This is a genomic window from Chryseobacterium formosum (genome assembly GCF_026460885.1).
GTDB classification, from domain to species: Bacteria; Bacteroidota; Bacteroidia; order Flavobacteriales; family Weeksellaceae; genus Chryseobacterium; species Chryseobacterium formosus.
In genome coordinates this window covers 87,669-113,186 of sequence record NZ_JAOVZW010000015.1, presented here as the reverse complement: position 1 = coordinate 113,186, position 25,518 = coordinate 87,669, and the positions used below count along the sequence as shown (strand labels likewise).

At 32.6% G+C, this 25,518-nt stretch carries 22 protein-coding genes; 15 read left to right on the top strand and 7 right to left on the bottom strand.

The features are described from left to right. Window positions 1–72: 72 nt before the first annotated feature. From OF897_RS12920 to OF897_RS12910, 3 genes are all read left to right on the top strand, one after another. On the top strand, window positions 73–420 hold the full coding sequence (locus OF897_RS12920; RefSeq protein WP_267266103.1) for a YtxH domain-containing protein: 348 nt from the start codon (window positions 73–75) through the stop codon (window positions 418–420). A gap of 80 nt (window positions 421–500) precedes the next feature. Further along, window positions 501–809 carry a phage holin family protein gene (locus tag OF897_RS12915; RefSeq protein WP_267266102.1) on the top strand — a complete coding sequence of 103 codons (309 nt, stop codon included), beginning with the start codon at window positions 501–503 and terminating at the stop codon, window positions 807–809. A 3-nt stretch (window positions 810–812) separates the two neighbouring features. Continuing rightward, entirely contained in the window at window positions 813–1,310 is a 498-nt protein-coding gene (locus OF897_RS12910) for a phosphoribosyl-ATP pyrophosphatase (protein ID WP_267266101.1), read from the top strand. A gap of 88 nt (window positions 1,311–1,398) precedes the next feature. On the opposite strand, the gene OF897_RS12905 is transcribed toward OF897_RS12910, so the two are convergent. Further along, window positions 1,399–2,124: a TrmH family RNA methyltransferase gene (locus OF897_RS12905; protein WP_267266100.1), complete on the bottom strand. Its 726-nt coding sequence runs from the start codon at window positions 2,122–2,124 to the stop codon at window positions 1,399–1,401. Here OF897_RS12905 and tamL point away from each other — a divergent pair. Further along, complete coding sequence (gene tamL / locus OF897_RS12900) at window positions 2,110–4,707, top strand: translocation and assembly module lipoprotein TamL (RefSeq protein ID WP_267266099.1); 2,598 nt, start codon at window positions 2,110–2,112, stop codon at window positions 4,705–4,707. The two genes, OF897_RS12905 and tamL, sit on opposite strands and share 15 nt — an antisense overlap. Here the strand turns inward: tamL and OF897_RS12895 are convergent. Both OF897_RS12895 and OF897_RS12890 read right to left on the bottom strand, forming a co-directional pair. Beyond that, window positions 4,704–5,258, bottom strand: coding sequence for a SanA/YdcF family protein (locus OF897_RS12895; RefSeq protein WP_407648324.1), 555 nt, complete (start codon window positions 5,256–5,258; stop codon window positions 4,704–4,706). The two genes, tamL and OF897_RS12895, sit on opposite strands and share 4 nt — an antisense overlap. Before the next feature lie 59 nt (window positions 5,259–5,317). Beyond that, window positions 5,318–6,442, bottom strand: coding sequence for a ferredoxin--NADP reductase (locus OF897_RS12890; RefSeq protein WP_267266097.1), 1,125 nt, complete (start codon window positions 6,440–6,442; stop codon window positions 5,318–5,320). 119 nt (window positions 6,443–6,561) lie between these two features. Here OF897_RS12890 and OF897_RS12885 point away from each other — a divergent pair, with 119 nt between their 5' ends. From OF897_RS12885 to OF897_RS12840, 10 genes are all read left to right on the top strand, one after another. Beyond that, window positions 6,562–7,125 carry a TlpA family protein disulfide reductase gene (locus OF897_RS12885; RefSeq protein ID WP_267266096.1) on the top strand — a complete coding sequence of 188 codons (564 nt, stop codon included), beginning with the start codon at window positions 6,562–6,564 and terminating at the stop codon, window positions 7,123–7,125. 19 nt (window positions 7,126–7,144) lie between these two features. Next, window positions 7,145–8,116, top strand: a complete 972-nt coding sequence (locus OF897_RS12880) for an iron ABC transporter permease (RefSeq protein WP_267266095.1) — start codon at window positions 7,145–7,147, stop codon at window positions 8,114–8,116. A gap of 256 nt (window positions 8,117–8,372) precedes the next feature. Continuing rightward, entirely contained in the window at window positions 8,373–9,302 is a 930-nt protein-coding gene (locus OF897_RS12875; RefSeq protein ID WP_267266094.1) for an ABC transporter ATP-binding protein, read from the top strand. A 168-nt stretch (window positions 9,303–9,470) separates the two neighbouring features. Then, window positions 9,471–9,920 carry a MarR family winged helix-turn-helix transcriptional regulator gene (locus tag OF897_RS12870; RefSeq protein WP_267266093.1) on the top strand — a complete coding sequence of 150 codons (450 nt, stop codon included), beginning with the start codon at window positions 9,471–9,473 and terminating at the stop codon, window positions 9,918–9,920. Window positions 9,921–9,937: 17 nt separating this feature from the next. Then, on the top strand, window positions 9,938–12,331 hold the full coding sequence (locus tag OF897_RS12865) for a 3-hydroxyacyl-CoA dehydrogenase/enoyl-CoA hydratase family protein (RefSeq protein ID WP_267266092.1): 2,394 nt from the start codon (window positions 9,938–9,940) through the stop codon (window positions 12,329–12,331). Window positions 12,332–12,435: 104 nt separating this feature from the next. Beyond that, window positions 12,436–13,617: an acetyl-CoA C-acyltransferase gene (locus OF897_RS12860; protein ID WP_267266091.1), complete on the top strand. Its 1,182-nt coding sequence runs from the start codon at window positions 12,436–12,438 to the stop codon at window positions 13,615–13,617. Between the two features lie 34 nt (window positions 13,618–13,651). Next, entirely contained in the window at window positions 13,652–14,008 is a 357-nt protein-coding gene (locus OF897_RS12855; RefSeq protein WP_267266090.1) for a four helix bundle protein, read from the top strand. A 47-nt stretch (window positions 14,009–14,055) separates the two neighbouring features. After that, window positions 14,056–15,846, top strand: coding sequence for an acyl-CoA dehydrogenase family protein (locus OF897_RS12850; RefSeq protein WP_267266089.1), 1,791 nt, complete (start codon window positions 14,056–14,058; stop codon window positions 15,844–15,846). Between the two features lie 210 nt (window positions 15,847–16,056). Then, complete coding sequence (locus OF897_RS12845; protein ID WP_267266088.1) at window positions 16,057–16,356, top strand: hypothetical protein; 300 nt, start codon at window positions 16,057–16,059, stop codon at window positions 16,354–16,356. A 106-nt stretch (window positions 16,357–16,462) separates the two neighbouring features. Continuing rightward, window positions 16,463–16,909: a phosphohydrolase gene (locus tag OF897_RS12840; protein WP_267266087.1), complete on the top strand. Its 447-nt coding sequence runs from the start codon at window positions 16,463–16,465 to the stop codon at window positions 16,907–16,909. A gap of 1 nt (window position 16,910) precedes the next feature. On the opposite strand, the gene OF897_RS12835 is transcribed toward OF897_RS12840, so the two are convergent. Continuing rightward, a complete protein-coding gene (locus OF897_RS12835) occupies window positions 16,911–17,633 on the bottom strand; it encodes a DUF2490 domain-containing protein (protein ID WP_267266086.1) in 723 nt (240 codons plus the stop codon). Between the two features lie 52 nt (window positions 17,634–17,685). Next, a complete protein-coding gene (locus tag OF897_RS12830; RefSeq protein WP_267266085.1) occupies window positions 17,686–19,497 on the bottom strand; it encodes a TonB-dependent receptor plug domain-containing protein in 1,812 nt (603 codons plus the stop codon). A gap of 398 nt (window positions 19,498–19,895) precedes the next feature. Here OF897_RS12830 and uvrA point away from each other — a divergent pair, with 398 nt between their 5' ends. Further along, entirely contained in the window at window positions 19,896–22,682 is a 2,787-nt protein-coding gene (gene uvrA, locus OF897_RS12825; protein ID WP_267266084.1) for an excinuclease ABC subunit UvrA, read from the top strand. Window positions 22,683–22,767: 85 nt separating this feature from the next. Here uvrA and OF897_RS12820 read toward each other — a convergent pair whose 3' ends face one another. Both OF897_RS12820 and OF897_RS12815 read right to left on the bottom strand, forming a co-directional pair. Then, window positions 22,768–23,520 (bottom strand): LytR/AlgR family response regulator transcription factor, encoded by a 753-nt coding sequence (locus OF897_RS12820; RefSeq protein ID WP_267266083.1) that lies wholly within the window; start codon window positions 23,518–23,520, stop codon window positions 22,768–22,770. Beyond that, a complete protein-coding gene (locus OF897_RS12815; RefSeq protein WP_267266082.1) occupies window positions 23,513–25,153 on the bottom strand; it encodes a sensor histidine kinase in 1,641 nt (546 codons plus the stop codon). The genes OF897_RS12820 and OF897_RS12815 overlap by 8 nt, the downstream gene beginning before the upstream one ends. Between the last annotated feature and the right edge of the window lie 365 nt (window positions 25,154–25,518).

The window sequence follows — 25,518 nt, the reverse complement described above, 5'->3', positions numbered from 1 at the left end:
CTGCTTTGGTATATTAATTGTAACCTTTTAAAACGTAAAACTAGTATTTATTAACTATTAAAAAAACAAAAAATGTCTAGAAAAGAAAACAATACAGCGGGTATTTTGGCAGGACTTTTAGCAGGTGCTGCAGCAGGTGTAATTTTAGGAATGCTTTACGCTCCGGAAGAAGGTAAAGAAACAAGAAAAAAAATCAAGAATAAAGCAAACGATCTTAAGGATCAGGCAAAAGATAAGTTCGGTGAAGTTTCTGAAAAAGTAAAAGACCAATATGGTAACATCTCTACTACTTTCAAAGAAACTGCAAATAACGTTGCTCACACTGTGAAAGACGGATACGATAAATACAAAGATCAAATCGTTTCTAAAACGACTGACATGGTAAAAGATGTAGAGTCTAGCTTGAACGATCTTAAATAATAACATTTAATTTTAATTAAATAAAAAAGGAACTTTAGTCTAAAGAGTTCCTTTTTTTGTAACTTTTAAAAAATAAAAGGATGATAGAAACTATAAAAGAATACGCATCAAAAAGAATAGATTTGCTTAAAATTGAAGCTACAGAAAAATCTTCAATCTCGGCAGGTGTTATCGCTTATCTTGTGATATTATTGGTAGCTTTTGCCTTTTTTATTATTCTTTTTAACTTTGGGTTGGCTTTTTTATTAGGAAAAGCACTCAATAATACTTCTTACGGGTTTTTAATTGTTGCGGCATTTTATTTTGTAATAATGATTTTAGTTGCTACCTTTAAGAAACGAATCGTGCATATGGTTGCAAATAAAGTAATTGAATTTTTAAATCACTAAAATATGGGAAGAAATTACGAGAGTCTGGAAGAGCTAAAAAGAAAAAAGAGACTTTTAAAAGGTGAAATAAGTGATTTAGAAAATCTTTTAACTTTTAAAAATACAAAGGAAAGTCTAAGTGCATTTACAAATGGGCTTACAGATCAGTATTTGAAAGAACAGATTGATGAAGAAGGTGAAGAAAAAACGGTTATCAGAAAAGATGTCATCGCAAAACAGATCACCTCTGAAGTGAAAGATCTTTTCCTTAGCAGGAATACGGCAATGGGAATCGCTGGCGGAGCTTTTAAAGGAGATGCAATAGATACCGTTATAAAACTTGCAGTAACTGCTTTTGTGGCAAATTATGCAAAGAAAAACATGAAAAGTTCAAACTGGAAAAAGAAAATTTTAGGAGCTGCGTTAATTTATGTTGCGCCTATGGCTTTAAAATTTGTTCGTACCAAGTTGGAAGCTTATCAAAAAACAAAAAGTGTTTCCAGTATGGAGCAACTTATATAATCTGAGAAGTTAGAATCTAGAGGTTAGAAGTTAGTTTAAAATAAAATTTGTTTTACTAATTTCTAACCTCTAATTTCTAATTTCTTTTCTATTTTGAAAACATTTGACCAAGAATAATTCCTGCGGCCATTGAAACATTCAGGCTTTCTGTAGATTGTGATTTCCCAAATCTTGGAATGCTTATTTTTTTGTGAAGGAGTTTTTCTGTTTCGTCACGCATTCCGTTTCCTTCGTTTCCTAAAATTAAATTGATCTTTTTCGGTTTTTCAAAATTGTAAATATTTTCACCATCCATATCAGTTCCAATATTGATATTTTCTGTATTTGAAAGGTATTCAACCAAATTACAGTACACGATATTTACTCGTGTAAAAGATCCCATTGTTGCCTGAATTACTTTAGGATTATAAAAATCTACCGTATCATCACTGCAAACAATCTGCTCAATTCCGAACCAATCTGCCAAACGAATTATCGTTCCCAAATTTCCAGGATCTTGGATTCCATCTAAAACCAATTGAAAGTCTTTATCCTTAAACTGAGATTTTTCTAATAATTCACAAACAGCTACAGAATCTTTAGGATTTTGTAGAAAACTTATCTTTTTGAGTTCATTTTCAGAGATCTGTGTAAATTGTACTTCTTTGGACAGAAAATTGTTAGGTTCTGTAGAAAATATTTCTTTAATTTTAAAGTTAGAATTAGGAAGTTCAAGAATAGTTTTATTCCCTTCAACCAAAAACAAATTGTATTTTTGCCTGAACTTCTTTTTATCTAAAGACTGTAAAATTTTAATTGTATGAGCTGTAAGCATTTTAAGAATTCTCCTCAAAAATATTATAAAATAATATCATTTGCAACATTTGTCGGTTTACTTTATGCGTGTAGTACCACAAAAAAAGTTCCGGATGGAGAATACCTGCTTACTCAGAACAATTTTGAGTTTGAAGACAAGAAACAGTTTTTCGATGAAGAATTGAAAGATTATGTTCAGCAAAAGCCCAATAAAAAGCAATTGCTTTTCATGCCTTTGAGCCTTCTTTTATATAATGCAGCCAATCCTAAATACGATACAATCCTTAATGAATATATGACGTATCCTAGTGAAATGAGAAATCAAAAACTTCGGGATTCTCTTTTCATTAAATATAATATGCAAAGCAGCGTCGGGAAAAGTCTTTTTATGGATAGATTGTACCATAATTGGGGAACTCCGCCTGTAATTTTAGATCAGACAAGAACTGAAAAAAGTGCTCAGTCTATCGAAAAAAGAATGACTTACAGAGGTTTTTGGGATTCTGAAGTGAAGTTTGCTCACAAATTGGATTCTGCCAATAAAAAAGCCTCTGTACAATATTCAATTAAACACAACAGCCCAACTAACATTAAAGAATATTATTACAATATTCCAGATCCGGGAATCAGAGGACTTTTTCAGCAAAGAATCAACGAAAGTTTAGTAAGAAGCGGGAAACTGCTCGATCAGACTGTTTTAGAAAAAGAAATTACAAGAATTAATGATTGGATGCGAGAAAATGGATATTACCGTTTTAATGCAGGAAATGATGAAGTTGGTTTCATTGCAGATTCTTTGAGAAGCAGAAAAGAAGTTCCTTTGGTTTTGGAAATTCATAAAGATTCGATAGATCGTCCTTATAAAAGAGCCACTTTCGGAAATATCGATGTTGCAATTGTTGATCGTAACAGAGATTTCCCGAGACGAACCGTTAAAGACAGTTTAAGAAGAGTAAGATTTCATAAAGTAAATGATAATTATAAATCCGCAGCATTGTGGAGAGCTGTGATTGTTGATAATAAAGCAGTTTATGATCAGAAAAAATTAGATCTTACTAAGAGAAACTTTTTGGCAATGAATAATTTCAGCATCTTGAAAGCCAGAGATTCTTTGAGACAAGGCGGTGGAACAACACCAAATGACAGTATTGTAGATGTTTTGTACATCTTAAAACCTCTTGATAAATATGACTTAAAAGTTGGAACAGATTTAAATTATTCTCAGTTTTTAAATTGGGGAATCTCTCCTTCTGTAGATTTAACGACAAGAAATGTTTTCAGAGGTGCAGAAAATTTAACGACGAGTCTTGCAGGAACTTTCGGATCTATCAGAAATCCTAAAAATTTAGATAAAAGAATTTTAGCTTATGAATATTCGGCACAAGCTTCATTAAGTTTCCCAAGATTGCTTTTGCCATTTAATTATTATAAATTAATTCCGAAAAGATATACTCCTACTTCATCAATTGTTTTAGGAGCTTCGGTACAGAATAACATTGGTTTGGGAAGAACCAATTTCAATACAGGTTTAAACTATTTTGCCAACGTTAACGATCAGGTTTCGCATAGATTAACACTGTTTAATACACTTTTTAGTTTAACTAAAAACAAAGACAGTTATTACGACTTTTTCGTAGGTGATAATGCAATTAGAGAGACTGTTTTTAGTGATTATTTTAATTATAATCCAACAGCTCAACAGGAACTTAAAGCAGGAATATTAACGAGAGATCAGGTTTCTGAACAGATTATTAAAGATCTTGGTTATGTTGCAACACTTGATGCTAAAAAAGCCGATGATTTATTATCTTTTCTGGGAACACTTACCAATAAAGACAGACAAACACAGGATGTTTTAATTTCATCTATGGTTTATAATTTTGTTTATAACGAAATTGGTAAAAAAGATTATCCAAACGCTTTTTATTTTAATGGAAAAGTTGAATTAGCCGGAAATATTCCAAGTCTTTTTAATCAGAAAAGAAATGATGGTGGTGGAATTTTAAGAAGCCCAGAAAGAACAATTTTTGGAATTCCTTATGCTCAGTTTGTGAAATTTGATTTTGATATAAGAAAATATTTTAAGTTTAATGGAGATCATACTTTAGTTCTTCGTCAGTTTGTAGGTTTAGGAATTCCTTACGGAAACTCTTCTACAATGCCGTTTGTAAGATCTTATTTTAATGGTGGAGCTAATGATATTCGAGCTTGGGTTGCATTTGGAGGTTTAGGTCCGGGTGGATCTCAGATTGATGAAAGAGTGCGTACTTATTTGATGGGAAATATAAAATTGACCACAAATATCGAATACAGAATTCCATTTACAGATATGTATCAAGGGGCAATTTTCACGGATATTGGTAACGTTTGGAATACCGAGAATAATGGTTTTGATGATCAGTTTAAATTCAATAAATTCATCAGAGAAATGGGAGTTGGAAGCGGATTCGGACTTAGAGTGAATGTTGCTTACATCACATTAAGAGTAGATTTAGCCTATAAAATCTATGATCCCAACAAACCGGATGGTGAAAGATGGAGATTTAATGACATTAAACCATTGAAACCAACTTTAAATATTGCCTTCGGATATCCTTTCTAATCTGGAGAAATTCCCAAAGTAAAATAAACTACAGCGGCCACTCTTGCGAGAATTTCGCGAGATTGGTTTCTGTAATAACTTTCAGGTTTTGTAACATCTTGTGCATCGAAGCCCAAAGCATTCATATTGTTATTTCTTGCAAAAAACAAAGCTCTTAAATTGTGAAATCCTTGCGAAACTATAATCACATTTTTCTTTTTATAAACGTCTTTGCAACGTAAAATACTTTTATACGTATTAAAACCTTCCGGATCTTCAATAATAATATCTTCCGGAACACCTTCTTGATAAATCAGATAATTTTTCATTGCAGCAGGTTCGTTATAGCCTTTGCTTTTTTCGCCACTTACAATGATTTTTTTTATTTTTCCGTGATGATACAACAATGCAGTTGCATCCATTCTTTTGGTAAAATAAGGATTTGAAAGTCCGGAACGCATTCTTGGTGATGTTCCCAAAACCAAAGCAATTTCTCGAGGAGGAATTTTTGAGATTTTATTGTATGTTCTACCATTGGTTAAACCGAAAACCCAAGCATTCGACAAACACATCAGAAGAAAAACAATTTCTACTGATACGAAGAATAATTTGAATATGTATCGGATGATTCTCAATTAAAATCAAAGTTAAGTTTTATTTTCTTTGTTTTAGCAATAGACATACAAGCTAAAATTTTCCCTTGGGCTTCTTCTTTTTCTGTTAAATATTCATTTTCGAGAAGTTCAACTTCACCTTCTTCCAGAGTGCATTCACAACTTCCGCAAATTCCAGATTTACAAGAATATGGGACAGGAAATCCTTGAGTTAATAACTGTTGCAAAATTTTCTCTCGATTATCTTGTAATTCAGACTTATATAATTTCCCAAGCATCTTAAAATCTACCTGGACATCTGTAATCAAAGGAAACTCTTCTTCTATTGGGTAAATATCGTCATTAAACTCTTCAAATAATTCAAAATGAATATTTTTCTTCGGAATACCATGATGATAACAAGCGTTTGCCAAAGTTTTAATCATCTCTCCTTTTCCACAAATCAAAACTTCATCTACGGCATCCCAAATTGTAGACTCTTCGTCGGTATCATCCAAATGCAAAATCTGATTGATGATTAAATTTAATTTTTTAGCATCCAATCTTCCATAAAAAAGCTGATCTGCTGTTTTTTCCTGAGAATAAAAATAGAAAATCTGTAGTCTGTCGTTATATTTTTTAGCTAAATCATCCAGCAAATCTCTGTAGATTAAATCCTCAGTATTTTTATTTCCCAAAAAAAGAAAAAGTCTAGTTCGTGGTTCGTTGTGAAGAATATTTTTAAAATGGCTTAAAATAGGAGTAATTCCTATTCCTGCAGCAAAACCAACAATCGTTCTGAATTCATGGGGTTTTGAAACTAAAGTAAATCTTCCGTTTGGCTCGCTTACCAAAATTTCATCTCCAATGTCGTAATTATCAAATAATTGAGAAGCTGCTCCTTCTTGTGAATTTATTTTTATTCCTAAACTTATTTTTTGCTCATACGGAGCCGAAGTCATCGAATAATCATTAATAACATCTTCACCATGAGATTTAAATTTAATGCTAACAAACTGTCCTGCTTCAAATTGAAAATTCTCTTTCAAATCCTCAGGAATTTCGAGCTCCAAAGAAAAAGTATTTTTGGTCAGCTTTTCTTTTTTAGCTATTTTTAACCGATGAAACTGCGTCAGTTTCCCTTTATAGATTTGTTGTTCCATACTGCATTTCAAAAATAAATAAAAAATAATTATGAAATCATCATTGTGTCAATTTTTCTTAAAACAGAATTAAGTGAGATGCCGATGATGGAAACCTTAAAACCAATAAATATTTCCGTATGAAAAAAATAATTTTATCAACGCTTTTGATTACCGCTTTGGTAAGTTGTAAAAAAGAAGCCGAAAAAACGGAAGAGAATCTTACCACAATCGATTCTATAGATACTCAAAATACTGTGGAACCTGAACCCGTAATTAATTCATTGAAAGCTTTGTCAACAAAAGAAACTTCAGATTATTTACAGAAAAAAAATGACACATTATACATTACAAATTTCTTTGCGACTTGGTGTGGACCATGTGTGAGAGAAATTCCTTATTTCAAAACAAAAATTGAAGAATTAAAAAATAAACCTGTAAAAATTACTTTTGTAAGTTTAGATCAAAAAGAAATCTGGAATACGGAAGTTCCCCGTTTTACAGCACAACACGGAATTCAAAATCATACAATTTTATTGGACGGACAACTTTTGGATGCCAATTTTTTCCAATCAAATTTTAAACAATGGGATGGTGGAGCAATTCCTTTTACTTTTATGAGAAGAGGCAGTAAAACCGATGAAACTTTGGGAATGATGAGTGAAAGCCAGCTTAACGAGAAAATATCTTCTCTTTTGAAATAAAGTTTAGTTAAAATCTCTAATGTCTAAAAAATTTAAAATTCTGTGTTTTCTTTTGCTAATCGCAATAATTCTGACGGCGATTACTAATTTGAACACAGGATTTTTAAGGCTAAATCTTCTGGATTTTTTCACAGAATCTTCTAATAGCCAAATTGCTGAAATTCGGGTAAATAGAGTTTTAGTAATGCTTTTAGCAGGAATTTCGATTCCCACTTCAGGTTTTCTGATGCAGGAATATTTCCAAAATCCTTTAGCCGGACCGGACATTTTAGGAATCACTTCTGTATCAAGTTTATCAGTCGCTTTTTATATATTTTTTTCAAGCAGTATTATTCTTCCTGAGTTTCTTCAAAATAGTTTTTTAAGTTTAGCCGCAATCGGAGGAAGTTTGTTACTAATGTTGGTTTTGTTATCAATGTCGAATAAATTTCAGGATAAATCTTACTTAATTATTTTTGGATTTTTGGTTTCCGCATTTGCCGGAGCGATTGTTTCATTACTTCAATTTTATGCTGAAAATCAAAGTCTGAAAAACTATATTTTATGGTCATTTGGAGCTAATAATATGGTGACGAGAAATCAGATTTATGTTTTGTCAATTTTAGTTTTGATAGGATTATTTATCTGTTTTAAAACCATAAAACCTCTCATTGGAAATTCATTAGGAACTTCATACGCACAAAGTTTAGGAGTAAATTTGAATCGATTAAAAGTATTAATCATTGTAGCTTCTTCCCTACTTTCGGCTTCTATTACAGCATTTTTGGGACCCATTTTATTTATAGGAATCATTGTTCCTCACTTTTGCAGACTGGTTTATAACCCTGCAAAACTTTGGCAGCAATGGATTTTAAATATGTTTTTGGGAATGTTGATGATGCTATTATTTTCAATCGTCGCTGAGAAATCTCAGATTCCATTGAATGTTATAAGCTCAATTTTTGGAATTCCTGTGATTTTGATGATGCTTTTGAGGCAGAATAAGGTATAAAAGTGAATTATAAATTAGTTAATTGTTAATTTTAAAACCTCTCGCAGATTTTGCTAATTATATAAATGTTTAAAAATATTTTTAATCTAAAGTAAATAAATGATACACCCATATTGTCATTCCGTAGGAATCTAAACTAACTTTGTAGAGATGCCTTCAGCATGACAAATAAACCGTAAAATATAATCTGCGTAATCAGCAAAATCAACGAGAAAAAAAGTCTGTGTAAATCCGTGAAAATCTGCGGGAAATAAAAATGAAAATGCACCTACAAATCAAACAAGCAAACATCGGCTACAACAAAACTTTAATTTCAAATGCTTCTGCCCATTTGAATTTAGGAGACGTATGCTTATTGATTGGTAACAACGGTGTAGGAAAAACCACTTTAATTAAATCTATTCTCCATCAAAATCCTTTGTTAAGCGGAGAAATTTCTATTAATCATAAAAATGTAAAAAAACTTTCTGTTAAAGAAATTGCAGAAAACATTGCGGTTGTTTTTTCAAAGTCGATTATTCCGCAAAATTATACGGTTGAAGATCTTATCTCGTTGGGAAAATACATTTACTATCCTTTCTATTTCGAGCTTAAAAAAGAAGATAGAGAAGAGGTTTCTGATATAATAAAAGCATTAGATTTAGACCAATACAAACATACTTTATTGAGAAACCTCTCAGATGGAAATCTCCAAAAAGCGTTTATTGGACGAGCTTTGACACAAAATTCTCCTATCATCATTCTCGATGAACCAACGACACATTTAGATGAAAAAAATAAATTAATCATCTTAAAAACCCTTCGAAAATTAGCCAAAGAACAAAATAAATTGATCTTGTTTTCTTCACACGATTGGCGATTGGCTAAAGAATTTGCAGATAAAATTTGGTATGTAAAAGACAATTATTTATATTCCGGAATTGTGGAAGATGTTTTGCTTCAACACAAAGAATTAACGAATGCATCGCTATTTCAGGTTAATGAAAATTTTGTGGCTCCAAAAATTATCGCGCCAGATTTTTATAAGGAAATGTTGTATTCTTTACTTCAAAAAAACTTTCAAAAAGATCTTTCATCTTTAAATTTTGAGTTTCAAAACAACTTTTGGGTTATTTCCAATGATTCTTTAAGACAACAATGCGAATCCTTTGAAGAAATCGTTAATTTCGTGAAAACCATTTACTAATACTCGGTTTTATTTATTCAATTCACATACTATGCATGCATAGTATTATGCTTGTCATATAATTTAATTTATTCATTATCAATTTGTTAACAAATTTTAACGTTAATAAATACTATGCATGCATAATATTTGCTACATTTGATAAAACCGATTAGCAAAAAAATTATAATGGATAATAACAAAGATAAAACCGAAAATGTTGATCTCATTTTGAAGCAGACCTGGTTAGCTGTTTCCAAAATGTATACTGAGCTTGCTCAAGAGCATGATTCTACGGCTGTTCAAGCACTTACTCTTCTTAAAATTGACCCAAAAGAAGGAACTAGAAGCACGAATTTAGGTCCTAAAATGGCTATCGAACCCACTTCACTAACAAGGATCATCAAACTTCTTGAAGACAACGGATATATCTATAAAGAAAAAACAACCACGGACAAACGTGAAGTAATCATTAAACTGACAGATAAGGGGTTGAATTCCAGAAATATGTCTAAAGAAGTTGTTGTAAACTTCAACAAAAGAATCATGGAAAAAATTGCTCCTGAGAAGCTAGAAACTTTCAAGGAAGTAATGACTGAAATCATGAAAATCGCTACAGATCTAAACAACAGAAAATAAATAATAAATATAATCAAATGAAAAGAAGAATCAAACACGTTACAGTTCTTGGTTCAGGAATTATGGGAAGCGGTATTGCGGCTCACTTCGCTAATATTGGCGTAGAGGTTTCGCTTTTAGATATCGTTCCTTTTGAATTAACTGAAGCAGAACAGAAAAAAGGTTTGACCAAAGATGACAAAGCGGTAAGAAACAGAATCGCTTCTGAAAACTTTGAAAAACTGAAAAAAGCAAGTCCGGCTCTACTCTATTCTCCAAAATTCGCAGATAGAATCAAGGTTGGAAATTTTGATGATGATTTACCAAAAATAAAAAATACAGACTGGATTATTGAAGTTGTAGTTGAAAGACTCGACATCAAAAAATCAGTCTACGAAAAAATCGAACAATTCAGAAACCCCGGAACTTTAGTTTCTTCAAATACTTCCGGAATTCCAATTAATATGCTGGTAGAAGGAAGAAGCGATGATTTCAAGCATTATTTTGCAGGAACACACTTCTTTAATCCTGTTAGATATCTACCTCTTTTAGAGATTATTCCTACCAACGATACAAATCCTGAAATCATTGATTTCTACATGAATTACGGAGCAAAATTCCTAGGTAAAACAACCGTTTTAGCAAAAGATACTCCTGCATTTATCGCAAACAGAATCGGGGTTTTCTCGATGATGGATTTGCTTCATAATGTTCAGAAATTAGGTTTAACTGTTTCTGAAGTTGATAAACTGACTGGTCCTGTAATCGGTCGTCCAAAATCTGCAACGTTCAGAACTGCTGATGTTGTTGGATTGGATACTTTGGTGATGGTTGCAAACGGCGTTCGTAACAGCGGTGCCGAAGCTAATAATTTCAATGATGTTTTTGCACTTCCAGATTACATCCAGAAAATGGTTGATAATAAATGGTTAGGTTCAAAAACTGAACAAGGTTTTTATAAAAAAGTGAAAAATGCAGAAGGAAAATCTGAAATTCACGGATTAAATCTTGATACTTTAGAATACGAACTTCAAGGAAAATCTTCTTTCCCGACTTTAGAATTAACTAAAAATATTGACAAACCAATTGACAGATTTAAAGTTTTAATTGGTGGAAAAGATAAAGCTGGAGAATTGTATAGAAAATCTTTAGGAGCATTATTCGCTTATGTTTCGCACAAAGTTCCTGAAATTTCTGATGAAGTTTATAAAATCGATGATGCCATGAGAGCGGGTTTCGGTTGGGAGAACGGTCCATTTGAAATCTGGGATGCCGTTGGCGTTCAAAAAGGTATTGAATTGGCTAAAGATGCAGGTTACGAAGTTTCAGACTGGGTGAAAAATGTAGAGACCTTCTACAAAGTTAGTGACGATGGACAAAGCATTTACGTTGATAAAAACTCTATAGAATACAACAAAATTCCGGGTCAGGATGCCTTTATTATTTTAGATAATATCAGAAAAAACAAAACGCTTTGGAGTAATTCGGGAGCTTCGATTGAAGATCTTGGAGATGGAATTATCAACTTTGAAATCCGTTCTAAAATGAACTCTCTTGGGGGCGAAGTTTTAGATGGATTAAACAGAGCGATTGATTTAGCTGAAAAAGAATATGACGGTTTGGTTATCGGAAATCAGGGGACAAATTTCTCTGTTGGAGCGAATTTAGCGATGATTTTAATGATGGCGATCGAACAGGATTGGGATGACTTAAACATGGCGATTGCCTATTTCCAAAAATCGATGATGAGAGTTCGTTACTCTTCTATTCCTGTGGTTGTTGCTCCACACGGAATGACGCTTGGAGGTGGTTGCGAAATGACTATGCATGCAGACCGAGTTGTTGCAGCAGCAGAAACCTATATTGGATTAGTTGAAACCGGAGTTGGTGTAATCCCTGGCGGTGGTGGAACAAAGGAGTTGACATTGAGAACTTCAAGAGAATTCCACAGTGATGATGTTAAAAACAATAGACTTCGTGAAGCCTTCATGAATATTGCAATGGGTAAAGTGGCAACTTCTGCTTATGAAGCTTACGACATGGGAATTCTTGAAAAAGGAAAAGATATCGTTGCTGTTGATAAAAGAACACAGATTAAAACAGCAAAAAGGTTGGCAATAAGTTTGGCAGAACACGGCTACACTCAACCAATCGAGCAGAAAGTAAAAGTTTTAGGTAAAGATGCATTGGGAATGTTCTATGTGGGAACTGATCAAATGTTAACAGGAAACTTCATCTCTGCACACGACAAGAAAATTGCAGATAAATTAGCCAACGTAATGGTTGGAGGAAATCTTTCTGAACCAACAATCGTAACTGAACAATACCTATTGAATCTTGAAAGAGAAACTTTCCTTCAACTTTGTGGTGAAAGAAAAACATTGGAGAGAATTCAGTATATGTTACAAAACGGAAAACCATTAAGAAATTAATAATTCCAAATTAACACAAACTTTGTCATTCCGTAGGAATCTAAACTTCGTAGAGATGCTTTCAGCATGACAAAGTGTATGTTTAAATTAAATAATTAAAACAAATGTCAAAACAAGCATACATAGTAAAAGGATTTAGAACAGCGGTAGGAAAAGCGCCAAAAGGCTCCCTTCGTTTTACTCGTCCTGACGTAATGGCGGCTACCGTAATTGAAAAATTAATGGCTGAACTTCCGCAATTAGACAAAAACAGAATCGATGACCTTATCGTAGGAAACGCAATGCCGGAAGCTGAACAAGGCTTAAACGTTGCCCGTTTGATCTCTTTAATGGGGTTGAATACAGACAAGGTTCCCGGAGTTACCGTAAACAGATATTGTGCATCAGGAAGTGAGGCGATTGCGATTGCTTCTGCAAAAATTCAGGCAGGAATGGCTGATTGTATTATCGCAGGAGGTACAGAATCAATGTCTTACATTCCGATGGGTGGTTATAAACCTGTTCCTGAAACAGAAATTGCAAAAACAAACCCCGATTATTATTGGGGAATGGGTTACACTGCAGAAGAAGTTGCAAAACAATATAATATCACAAGAGAAGAACAGGATCAGTTCGCTTTTGAATCTCATATGAAGGCTTTAAAAGCGAATCAGGAAGGTAAATTTGCCAACCAGATTGTTCCGATTCCCGTTGAATATAACTTCCTGGATGAAAACCAGAAAATGCAGACTAAAAAGTTTGATTTTTCAGTAGATGAAGGTCCGAGAGCAGATACTTCTTTACAAGGTTTGGCTAAACTTAGACCAGTTTTCGCCAACGGAGGAAGCGTGACTGCCGGAAACTCTTCTCAAATGAGTGATGGAGCTGCTTTCGTGATGGTTATGAGCGAGGAAATGGTAAAAGAATTAGGTCTTGAACCAGAAGCAAGATTAGTAGCTTATACAGCTGCAGGTTTGGAACCTAGAATCATGGGAATGGGACCAATTTATGCAATTCCAAAAGCTTTGAAACAGGCAGGTTTAGAATTAAAAGATATTGATTTAATCGAATTAAATGAAGCGTTCGCATCACAATCTGTTGCTATCAAAAAAGAATTAGATTTAAATCCTGATATCTTAAATGTAAACGGAGGCGCCATCGCTTTGGGTCACCCACTTGGATGTACGGGAACAAAATTAACCGTTCAACTTCTTGACGAAATGAGAAAACGCGGAAACAAATACGGAATGGTTTCTATGTGCGTTGGAACAGGCCAAGGTGCTGCTTCAATCTTTGAGTTATTATAGATAAGAGAACAAAGAATAAAGAGAAAAGACAGAGGTGAAACATAATTTTAAGAATCTAAACATTTGGAAGTTGGCTATTGAATTAGCTAATGACACCTACATTCTTACTGATAGTTTCCCGAAAAATGAAGAATTTGGATTAAAATCTCAACTTAGGAGATGTTCTGTTTCGGTTGCTTCAAATATTGCTGAAGGTTCAAGCAGAAGTTCAAATAAAGATTTCAATCGATTTTTGGAAATAAGTCTTGGATCTCTTTACGAATTACAAACTCAAATTATAATTTCTTCAAACAGAAGTTATTTTGATTTGTCCAAACTTGAAAATATAGAAAATAAAATCACAGAATTACAGAGAATGATTTCTGGCTTTCAAAAAAAATTAAACTTGTAAGTCTTTATTCTTTTCTCTTTATTCTTTAAATCTAAAAAATTAAAACAATGAGTGATACACTTAATAAAACATTAAAAGGCGGTGAGTTTTTAATTAAAGAAATTACTGCTAATGAAATATTTTCTTTAGAAGAACTTTCTGAAGAACAAAAAATGCTTCGTGATTCTGCTAAGGAATTTATCGACAGAGAAGTTATTCCGCACCATGACCGTTTTGAGAAAAAAGATTATGCATTGACTGAAGAGACCATGCGTAAATTAGGTGAAATGGGATTGTTAGGAATTACTGTTCCTGAAGAATACGGCGGTCTTGGAATGGGATTCGTGAGCACAATGTTAGCTTGCGACTATGTTTCAGGTGGAAACGGATCATTAGCAACAGCTTATGGAGCACATACCGGAATCGGAACACTTCCTACTCTACTTTACGGAAGCGAAGAATTAAAGAAAAAATATCTTCCTGATTTAGCAACAGGAACAAAATTCGGAGCGTATTGTTTGACTGAACCAGATGCAGGTTCAGATGCCAATTCAGGAAAAACAAGAGCCAGATTATCTGAAGATGGAAAACATTACATCATCAATGGACAGAAAATGTGGATTTCTAATGCAGGATTTGCAGATACTTTCACTTTGTTTGCTAAAATTGATGATGATAAAAATATCACTGGTTTTGTAATTAATCGTTCAGAACTTGAGAACCCTGAAAGCTTGACTTTTGGTGAAGAAGAGCATAAATTAGGTATTCGTTCGTCTTCTACCCGTCAGGTTTTCTTCAATGATATGAAGGTTCCTGTAGAGAATATGCTGGGTGAAAGAAATAATGGTTTCAAAATCGCTTTGAATGCATTAAATGTTGGTAGAATTAAATTAGCTGCTGCAAACCTTGACGGACAGAGAAGAATCTTGAACCACTCTATTCAGTATTCAAACGAAAGAAAACAGTTTGGAGTTTCTATCTCAACTTTCGGAGCGATTAGAAAGAAAATTGCTGAAATGTCAACTGGCGTTTTCGTAAGTGAAGCGGGTTCTTACCGTTTAGCAAAAAATGTTGAAGATAAAATTGCAGAATTAGTTGCAGGAGGAATGGATCATCAACAAGCTGAATTAAAAGGTGTTGAAGAATTTGCAGTAGAAGCTTCTATCCTTAAAGTTTTTGTTTCTGATTTAACTCAAAATACAGCCGATGAAGGAATTCAGATCTATGGTGGAATGGGATTCTCAGAAGACACTCCAATGGAATCTGCATGGAGAGATGCAAGAATTGGAAGAATTTATGAAGGAACCAATGAAATCAATAGACTTCTTGCGGTTGGAATGTTGATAAAGAGAGCAATGAAAGGAGAATTAGACTTATTATCTCCGGCAATGGCAATCAGCAAAGAATTGATGGGAATTCCATCGTTCGAAGTTCCTGATTATTCTGAATTTATGAGCGAAGAAAAAGCCATCATTGCGAATCTTAAGAAAGTTTTCTTAATGGTTTCAGGAGCTGCACTTCAAAAATTCATGATGGATATTGAAAAACAGCAACATTTATTATTAAATGCATCTGAAATTCTTAACCAAATCTACATGGCAGAATCTGCAGTTTTAAGAGCTGAGAAACACTTCTCTGCTGATTCTGTGGAAGCTGCAATGGCTCAGTTAAATCTTTACAAAGCAATTGACAAAATCATTGCTGGTGCAAAAGAAGGAATCGTTTCTTTCGCAGAAGGTGACGAACAAAGAATGATGCTTTCAGGATTAAGAAGATTCACAAAATATACAAATAGTCCGAATGTAGTAGCGTTAACTGAAAAAGTGGCTGCGCATTATATTGAAAAAGGACATTACTAGTCTTTTATATAAATTTGATTTCAAGGCGTCTCAATTTTTTGAGACGCTTTTTATTTATTATTAAATCATATTAAATCATATTAAATTCAAAAAAATAATTGTCTCGATTAAAAAATCTCAAAAAGTGTAATGACCCAACAGTATTAGTTGTTTTATAATAAAACATGGAGTTTTAAGTTACTATAATTTAATCTTATAAAAATTTAAACAATGAAACTATTATTAATTACAATATTAAGTTCAGTAGCAATCTCAGCACAGACTTTTCCAAGAAAACCATTAAAAGTTGATTCTACGAAACTTCCTGAAATTGAAAAATTTTTTATTGTAAAGCCATCGGATGTTACAAAGATTGATAGTTCTATTGTAAACTTGTACAAAATGCCTGTTTCAAAACCTAAAAACCCTGAACTATATTCAAGCTTAAAAGCCGCAAAAAGAGATACAATATTACAAAAAATACCAAATTTATTAGACAGAGCTAAACCTCCAAAGTTGGCTTCGAAATAATTTTTCTCTAAATCAAATTGTTGATAAAATTTGTTAAACTTTTCATTAAAATTATAGAGTTTTTCTAAGCTGTTTTATATTTTTGTATTCTATTTTTCTATTAAGAATGACAAAGGAAGAACTTTTAAATAAAGCGATAAGAATTGCTGATAAGGCACACAAAGGGCAAAAAGATAAATATCATGCGCCGTATATTGCTCACGTAATGCGGGTAATGGAATATGGCAAAACGATGGATGAGAAAATTGTAGGTGCTTTACACGATGTAGTTGAAGATCATGCCGAAGAATTTAGTTTTGAATACTTACGATCCGAAGGTTTTCCTGAATATATTCTATTTGCAGTGAGCTGTCTTACAAAATTCGATCCTGAAGAAATCTATGATGATTTTGTGAAAAGAACCGAAAGATCTCCTCTTGCAGTTGCCGTAAAACTAAATGATCTTCGTGATAATATGGATTTGAGAAGGGTGAATCGTGAATTAACTTCAAAAGATATTCACCGTTTTAATAAATATCTGAAAGCATATCGATATTTAACAGAGAAATATTAGATTAATCGGCCCCCGGAAAGTGATAGGTTTTGTTTTTATGATCATTATCGGTATCATCGATGTTGATATTTAAAGCAAGATAAACGAAATGTACATTTTTATTTCCTTTTGCTTCAAATTCTCTTTGCCAAAGATAACCGCCTAGAACACCAAAGTTTTCATCAATTTGATAACCAAAACCTCCGTAGACTCTGTTTCTTGCAAAAGCAGGCTTTATAGGTGTTACTACGAAAACTTCGTCATAAACGTTTGCGAAAACAGTTCCGGGTGCAATTTTTTTAGCATTTAAAGGTACCGAAACGTTCAAACGGTAACGGTAGCGCATTCTTTCTGAATTTTTCTCAGTTTGTGGCTCATAAAACCAAGATTTTTCAATACGAAATCTGTTTTCAAACTTTACTCGTCCTTGTTTAAAATCAATAACATCCTGCAACCAAACACGGAACTCTTCTTTGTTAATTGCGTGATCTTTGTAAGTTGCGTAACGTCCTAAACCGACAAAAGGTTTGTGATTTTTTGTAAGATTATAACCTAAACCTCCTTTTATTTCGTAATAATCAGGATAAGTATATTCTTCGATTCCTCTGGATTGTCCTTCAGCATAGAGGAAAAATTTTGGATGAAACTTATAGGTGATGGTGAGTGCATTAAACGAAGAGATGTGCTCTTGCGCTTTGTAAATACTTAAACTTAAAAGTAAACTCAGACTTAAAATAAGTTTCATCCAAAAAAATTTTTGCAAATTTATATTATTTAACTATTCCGTAATGTTAAGTTTACTTAATATTAATGTTGTAAGAAAAACCAATGTGAAACCACCTTTGAGGCATTGGTATTCCAAAAGTTTCTGTATAATCAGAATCAGTTACGTTATTGATTAAAGCATAAACAGAAAAGTCTTTCTTATTAAAGCTCAATTTTTCATCAAGCAGATGATAACTTCCTAAACTCACTCTGTCATTATATCTGTAAACCAATTCGTTGGTGAAATATTTCAGGAATTTCGTCTGAAGTTTTGCAACAAACTGATGTTTCAAATTATCAAGTGCATAGCGAGAATTCAAATCATTTAAATCCTTTAATTTATTATCGATATACGTGTAACCCAAAGTATATTTCATCCAATCGAAAACCTGATGCCCTATTTCAGCTTCAATACCTTTAATTTCAGTGTCTCCAATATTTCTTGAATACCAAACAGGATCTTCTAAAGAATTTTTAGTCCAGTCGATAGAATTATTAGAATCTCTATAGAAACCGCTTAGCTTTGCTAAAATATTTTTGTTTTGATATTGATATCCAAGTTCTGCATAAACAGCATTTTCTGGTAAAAGATTAGGATTTCCTTGCTCTGTTTTACTTGTATAATACAAATCTGTGAAAGTAGGAACTCTATGAACTCTGGAGATATTTCCGTACACTTTATTATTCTGATAAAATGTATAACCAACGTCTAATCCTGGGTAAAAGAAGTTTCCATTGGTAGAATAATTTGCCCAAGAAGCTCCCGGACTGATGTTTAGTTTTTTATCAAAAAAAGAAAAATGATGCTCGAAGAAAACCTGAGTTACAAAACGTTCTCTGTCTCCCAAATTGTTACTTGCTAAAAATTCTTTTCTCAATTCGACACCCAAACCTGTTGTTCCTAAACTTGAAGAATAGCTAGAATTCACTTCTCCGCCTACATTATTTCCGATGTGCATATTTCTGTAGATTTCAGGTTTTTCTCTGTTAAACAGATACATATCCTGCCCTCTTCTCCAGTAAACATTAGAATTAAGCTTTAATTTCCCGAAAGTTTGTTGGTGTGCAAGACTCAGAATTGATGATTGCAGTTCTTCATATTGCTCCGTTGCTTTTGGTGAAGAGTAAAATCCGTTGGCGCCAAATTTCTTTTCAGAAAAACCGGCTTGCAATCTGATGTCACCATTTTTTATTTTTAATTGATTTTGATAGAAAACATTTCTGATTTCAAAATCGGTATTATGCCTGTAACCTTGTGATGAATTTGAATTTGCCTGTAAAGTATTTGAAAACTTTTCGTTTCCAAGATTTGCATTAAATCCGAAACCGTATGTTTCGTAATCTCCTGCATTTGCACTGATTTTTATATTCTTTCCAATATGACTTTTAGTAATAATATTGATCGCTCCAGCATAAGCATTTTGTCCGAACCTTCTTGCAGCAGGTCCTTTTATTACTTCTATTCTTTCAACATTATCCAAATCAACAGGGATGTTTAAAGAATTGTGACCGGTTTGCGAGTCATTCATCCTGATTCCGTTGATTAAAATTAAAACCTGCTCAAACGAACTTCCTCTGAAACCTACATCACTCTGCACTCCATTTGCACCTCTCCTTCTGATATCCATTCCTGGAATTTGCTGTAGAATTTCATCAATACTTGCAGCTGGAGAATTAAGAATATCTTCTCGTGTAATCACAGAAATATTCTGATTGGCATTTTTGTAAGTGGTTGCGATAAATTTTCCCTGAATCTCAACAGAATCTATATCTGAAGTTTTCACCTGTGCATTTACCGAGCAAAGCGCAGCAAGAAAAATTACAGTTCCGAGTTTCTTATTCATATTACTTTAGTTTATTTTTGAAGCTTCCAAAATTAGCAGACTTTCTCAAAACCAAAAAATGATACATATCATAAAAAAAGACGCATCAAATGATACGTCTTTTAGATTTTCAGAACCTTTTTTTTATCTTTTTTTCATTAAATGTGTAATAAAATGTTGGAAAAATTTTCTCATTTTTATTACTATTTTCTTGATGCAATTTTACATGAAAAATATTTACAAAACAATAGTATATTGTAAAAAATTATTAAATTTTATGTTAAAATAACAAAAATATCTTGATGAATTGATTTATAGTGATTTAAATTATACTTATGTCAATGATTTAAACTGTGGTACTTAATTCTTTTAAATAAAATCCGTCAAAAATTTGTATTTTTGCTAGTCTTAATTTTACTATGGCTTCAACTACAGAAATAGATATAAAGAAACAGGTTTTCGTTAAAAACGCACACCTGAACAACCTAAAACACATTGATGTTTTAATTCCGAAAAATAAATTAATTGTCATGACAGGAGTTTCTGGAAGCGGAAAATCTTCTTTGGCTTTTGACACTATTTATGCGGAAGGACAGAGAAGATATGTGGAGAGTTTAAGTTCTTACGCACGCCAGTTTTTAGGTAAATTAGAAAAACCAAAAGTTGATGATATTAAAGGTTTAGCGCCCTCTATTGCGATTCAGCAGAAAGTAATTTCTTCCAATCCACGTTCTACAGTCGGAACTTCCACGGAAATTTACGATTATATGAAGCTTTTGTTTGCAAGAATCGGGAAAACATTTTCTCCGGTTTCTGGTAATGAGGTCAAAAAAGATTCGGTAACAGATGTTGTAGATTTTATTAAAAATTCCGGAAATAATGTTCCGTTTTTATTGACAGCTCCGCTGAATTTTGAGGTTGAAAATTTCACAGATACTTTAAATGTCTTAAAATTAGCAGGTTTCACAAGGCTAGAAGTCAACGGAAATTTAGCAGGAATTGAAGATTTAGAAAGTTTCGGTTTCACACCGGAAAAAGGCATGGAAATCAATTTGGTGATTGACCGTTTTTCGTATGAAGAAGATGAAAGTTTTCTTCAGCGTTTGGCAGATTCCATTCAAATGGCTTTTTATGAAGGTCGTGGATATTGTTCATTAAAAAATACCGAAAACGGAACTGTAAAAGAATTTTCAAATAAATTTGAGCTCGATGGAATAGAATTTCTAGAGCCGAATGTTCATTTTTTCAGCTTTAATAATCCTTTTGGGGCTTGTCCTACTTGTGAAGGGTATGGAAAAGTGATCGGAATTGATGATGATTTGGTCATTCCAAACAAAGCTTTGTCGGTTTTTGAAGATGCAGTTGCTGCATGGAAAGGCGAAACAATGAGCGAATGGAAGAAAGATTTCATTAAAAAAGCAAAAGACTTCCCTATTCATAAGCCTTATCATCAATTAACCAAAGAACAGAAAAACTATCTTTGGAAAGGCGACGGAAAAGCAAGTTTCCCTTCTCTGAATAATTTCTTCAAAATGCTGGAGGAAAATTTATATAAAATTCAGTATCGTGTAATGCTTTCACGTTACAGAGGAAAAACCCTTTGTCCTACTTGCGAAGGTTTACGTCTTCGTGAAGAAACAAGCTGGGTGAAAATCGACGGAAACAATATTCAGTCGATGATTGAACTTCCTTTGGATGAACTTTTACCGTTAATTCAAAGCTTAAAACTTTCAGAACACGATAAAGAAATTGCAAAAAGACTGCTTTACGAAATTACAACGAGAGTCGAGTTTTTGCTAAAAGTTGGTTTGGGATATTTAACGATTAATCGAACCTCAAATACACTTTCTGGTGGTGAAAGTCAGAGAATTAACTTAGCAACAAGTTTAGGGAGTTCTTTGGTGGGCTCAATTTATATTTTAGATGAACCGTCGATTGGGCTGCACTCAAGAGATACCGAAAATTTAATTGGAGTTTTAAAAAACCTTAGAGATTTAGGAAATACAGTTATCGTTGTAGAACATGATGAAGACGTCATGAGAGCAGCAGATTATATCATTGATATTGGTCCTGAAGCTGGATATTTAGGCGGAGAATTAGTTTTTGCAGGTGACTATAAAGAGCTGAAAGATGCCGATACGCTGACTTCAAAATATCTAACCGGAAGATTGGAAATAAAAGTTCCTGAAAAGCGCAGAAAAGCAAAGGAATTTATACATATAAAAGGAGCAAGATCAAATAATTTAAAAAATATTGATGTTGATGTTCCTTTGGAAAGTTTAGTCGTTATTTCAGGAGTTTCCGGAAGCGGAAAATCTACTTTAATGAAAGAAATTCTTACTAATGATATTCAGATTCAATTAGGAATGGGCGGAAAAAAAGGCGATTATGATTCTGTAGAATTTCCTAAAAAATTAATCAAACATATCGAATTAATTGATCAAAATCCTATTGGAAAATCTTCCCGTTCAAATCCTGTAACTTATCTGAAGGCTTATGACGATATTCGTGATTTGTTCTCTAAGCAGAAAAGTGCGAAAATGATGGGTTACAAGCCAAAACATTTCTCTTTTAACGTTGATGGCGGAAGATGTGACGAATGTAAAGGTGAAGGTGTAATCAATGTTTCGATGCAATTTATGGCAGATATCGAACTGGAATGCGAAACCTGTAAAGGAACCCGTTTTAAAAATGAAGTTTTAGAAGTAAGATTCGACGAAAAAAATATTTCTGACATTCTTCACATGACTGTTGATGAAGCTTTAACTTTTTTCAGAGAAAATAAAGAAGATAAAATCGTGACAAAACTAACTCCACTTCAGGATGTCGGTTTGGGATATTTGCAGCTCGGACAAAGTTCTTCTACCCTTTCCGGAGGTGAAGCGCAGCGTGTAAAACTGGCTTCATTTCTTGTAAAAGGTGTAACTACAGATAAAACTCTGTTTGTCTTTGATGAACCTTCAACAGGATTACATTTCCATGATATTCAAAAATTATTGAAATCTTTACAAGCTTTAATTGATCTCGGTCATTCTGTAATTGTAATTGAACATCAACCGGATATTATGAAATGTGCCGATCATATTATAGACATCGGTCCCGAAGCAGGAAAATATGGCGGGGAAGTTGTTTTTGCTGGAACTCCTGAAGATTTAGCAAAGAATAAGACTTCTCATACAGCAAAATATATTGCGGAGAAGTTGTAGAAATTTTCTCAATAATTAAAAAGGAAGCAAATTTTGCTTCCTTTTTTGTTAACAAACTTTGATTTTTTGTAAGAAGAAACTTATTCTATAAATTAAATTGCTCTTTCACCACTTTCTTCTTATCTCTAGACATGGGAATTTCATCTTTGTTTGTGAGTAGAAGTATATTTCCTTCAGATTTTTTTATACTTTTAATAAAATTCTTGTTGACTAAATGAGACTGATGACAGCGGATAAAGCCATATTTTTCTAAAAGATTCTGATACTCAAACAAAGAAGTTGTAGAAACAATTTGTTCCCGATTTTCTAAAATAATCGTGGTGTAACTATTAGAACTTTCACATCGAATAATTTCATTGACGGATACAAAATGTATTTCTTTCAAAGAAGAAATTGCTATTTTATGGTTAGATTTATCATTTTCATATTTTAAATATTCCACCAAATTTTCCAAAGATTTATTCACTTTTTTCTGTGAGATTCTTTTTCTTGCTTTTTGAATAGATACATCCAGTTCATTAAAATCAATAGGTTTCAGCACATAATCTAAAGCAGAGAATTTCACAGCATCTATACCATATTGAGAAAATGCAGTCACAAAAATAACTTCAAAATCATAGTGATTTAACATTTTTAAAAGTTCAAAACCTTTTTTTATGGGCATTTCAATATCCAGAAAAATAAGGTCGGGAGAAAGTTTCAGAAATAAATCGTAAGCCTGATCCACACCATTAGCAGAAGCAACAACATCAATCTCATTTGGAAATCTCTTCTCCAAAATCAGTTTTAAATTTTCGACTGCATTTTTTTCATCATCTACAATGATTGCTTTAATCATTATTTAATAAATTTTTATAGATTATTAATGTCTTCGTACCATCGTTATTGGATTCTACAAGGTAATCAATTTTCACTTTATCTGATGATGAATTAAATAACGCAATCCGATCTTTTGTAATATTAATTCCTTTTCCCGAAAATTTTTGATTGGTTTGAAAACCTTTTCCGTTGTCTAGTATTTCAAAAATTAAATCTTTGTCATTTTTGAGAACTTTAAATGAAAGCTTTCCGTTTTCATTTAGTATAGAAATGCCATGTCGCATTGAGTTTTCTAATATAGGTTGTACAAGCATTGGCAAAACTTCAGTGGTAGCCTCAGAAATTTCCGCATCAATGAAAAAGTCAAAACAGAAAGAAAATCGAAGTTGCTCAATAGAAATATAATGTTTTAATGCTTTAATTTCTAAAGAAAGAGGAATCACGTCTTTATCACTAAAATCCAAAATAGCACGCATAAGTTTTGAAAAATCAGTAAGGTAAGTATTAGATTTATCAATATTTCCAGAGTTTATCAAACCCTGTATCGAATTTAAGGCATTAAATAAAAAATGAGGATTAAGCTGGGCAGACATAAATTGAAGTTTTGCTTTCTGCTCTCTTTGTAATCTCTTCATTCTTTTGTTTCTAAGAATTAAAAATATAAAACCAGATAAAGTTATTACAAAAATGAAAAAGGAAATTTTCAACCAAATATTTTGAAACCACTTGGGCTCAGAGAAAAACTCTTTTGTAATATATTTTTTTTCACCTCGATATTTTACTTGAAGAACGTATTTTTTTCCGGGTTTAAAATCATGTAGAATAATAAAGTCGTTTGCTTTTTTCCATGTCTCAGAGGTAGGCTCACCATTTTCTAAAAGCCTGTACTCAAGCATATCTTTTGTGTTGGCGTAATTTTTTGGACGGTAGAAAATCGCAATTTTAGTTTTCTCATCTACTTTCACAATGGGCTCTTCATATTTTGCGGAATACAAACTTGGCCAGTCTTCGTAAAAACTATAATTGATTTGCTTCTTGTGAGAAAGTGCTTCTTCTACAAAAGTTTCTAAGGAAACTCCGTTGGGATTATGAATACTTGAGCAGACAAGTGGCACCTTATCATCCTTAACTTTATGTATGATACAATTCAAGAATGGTTTTTCGCCTTTTGTTCTAAATGAGATTTTCACCACATCATTTTCATTCAGAATTTGGTCTAAAATTTTATAAGCTTTTAAATTTTCACTCTTTTGTAAACGGGTAGTTTTGTCATTAATGCTAAAACCAGATTCTATATTTCTCCACGAATATAAAATCTTGTTATTTTTGAGAATTTGGAACTCCAAATTTTCAAAATCATACTGTTTAAGTTTTGTAGAATCAGCTACAATTTCACTAAAAGCAATATTCCGTATCAACGAATTAGAAACTGTGATTGAAAGTTGTTTACCATAAACATTTAAAATCTGATCTTTCCAAGGTGCTTTTATAAATTGAACATTTTTATAGGAACTTGTTTTTTGGGGTATAATAAAATTATTAGAAATTACAATCTGTGTTTCTCTTAGGGCAATTAGATAATTGTGCCTGTCTTGAGAAAACACCAAAATACTTTGTACGAACAAAAGGATTAAAAAAAATAGTTTTTTCATTACTGCAAATTTAAAATGATGAGCAAACTTATCAATCATTTTAAAGCTATTTCTTTACTTTTTGAATTAGGTAGGTTTTATTCTGTAATCTGTATTATATTAGCAATATTAGTTTTACTGGTAAATGTTTGTTTTAACTTTCACACAGGCAAAATTTAGACATGCAACTTTATCCACAAAAAAATGTGGATAAGTTGTGAATTTTAACATTAAATTTACATTTCGTATTAAAAATATTCCTACATTTACTATGTAATAAAAACGAAATGAATCTTTTTCTTGCCTTTTTCGAGTTCGAAATCGCAATTAAATTTGAAATAAAAATTTAAGCACAGCATCGTCGGCTGTGCTTTTTTGTTGTTGTC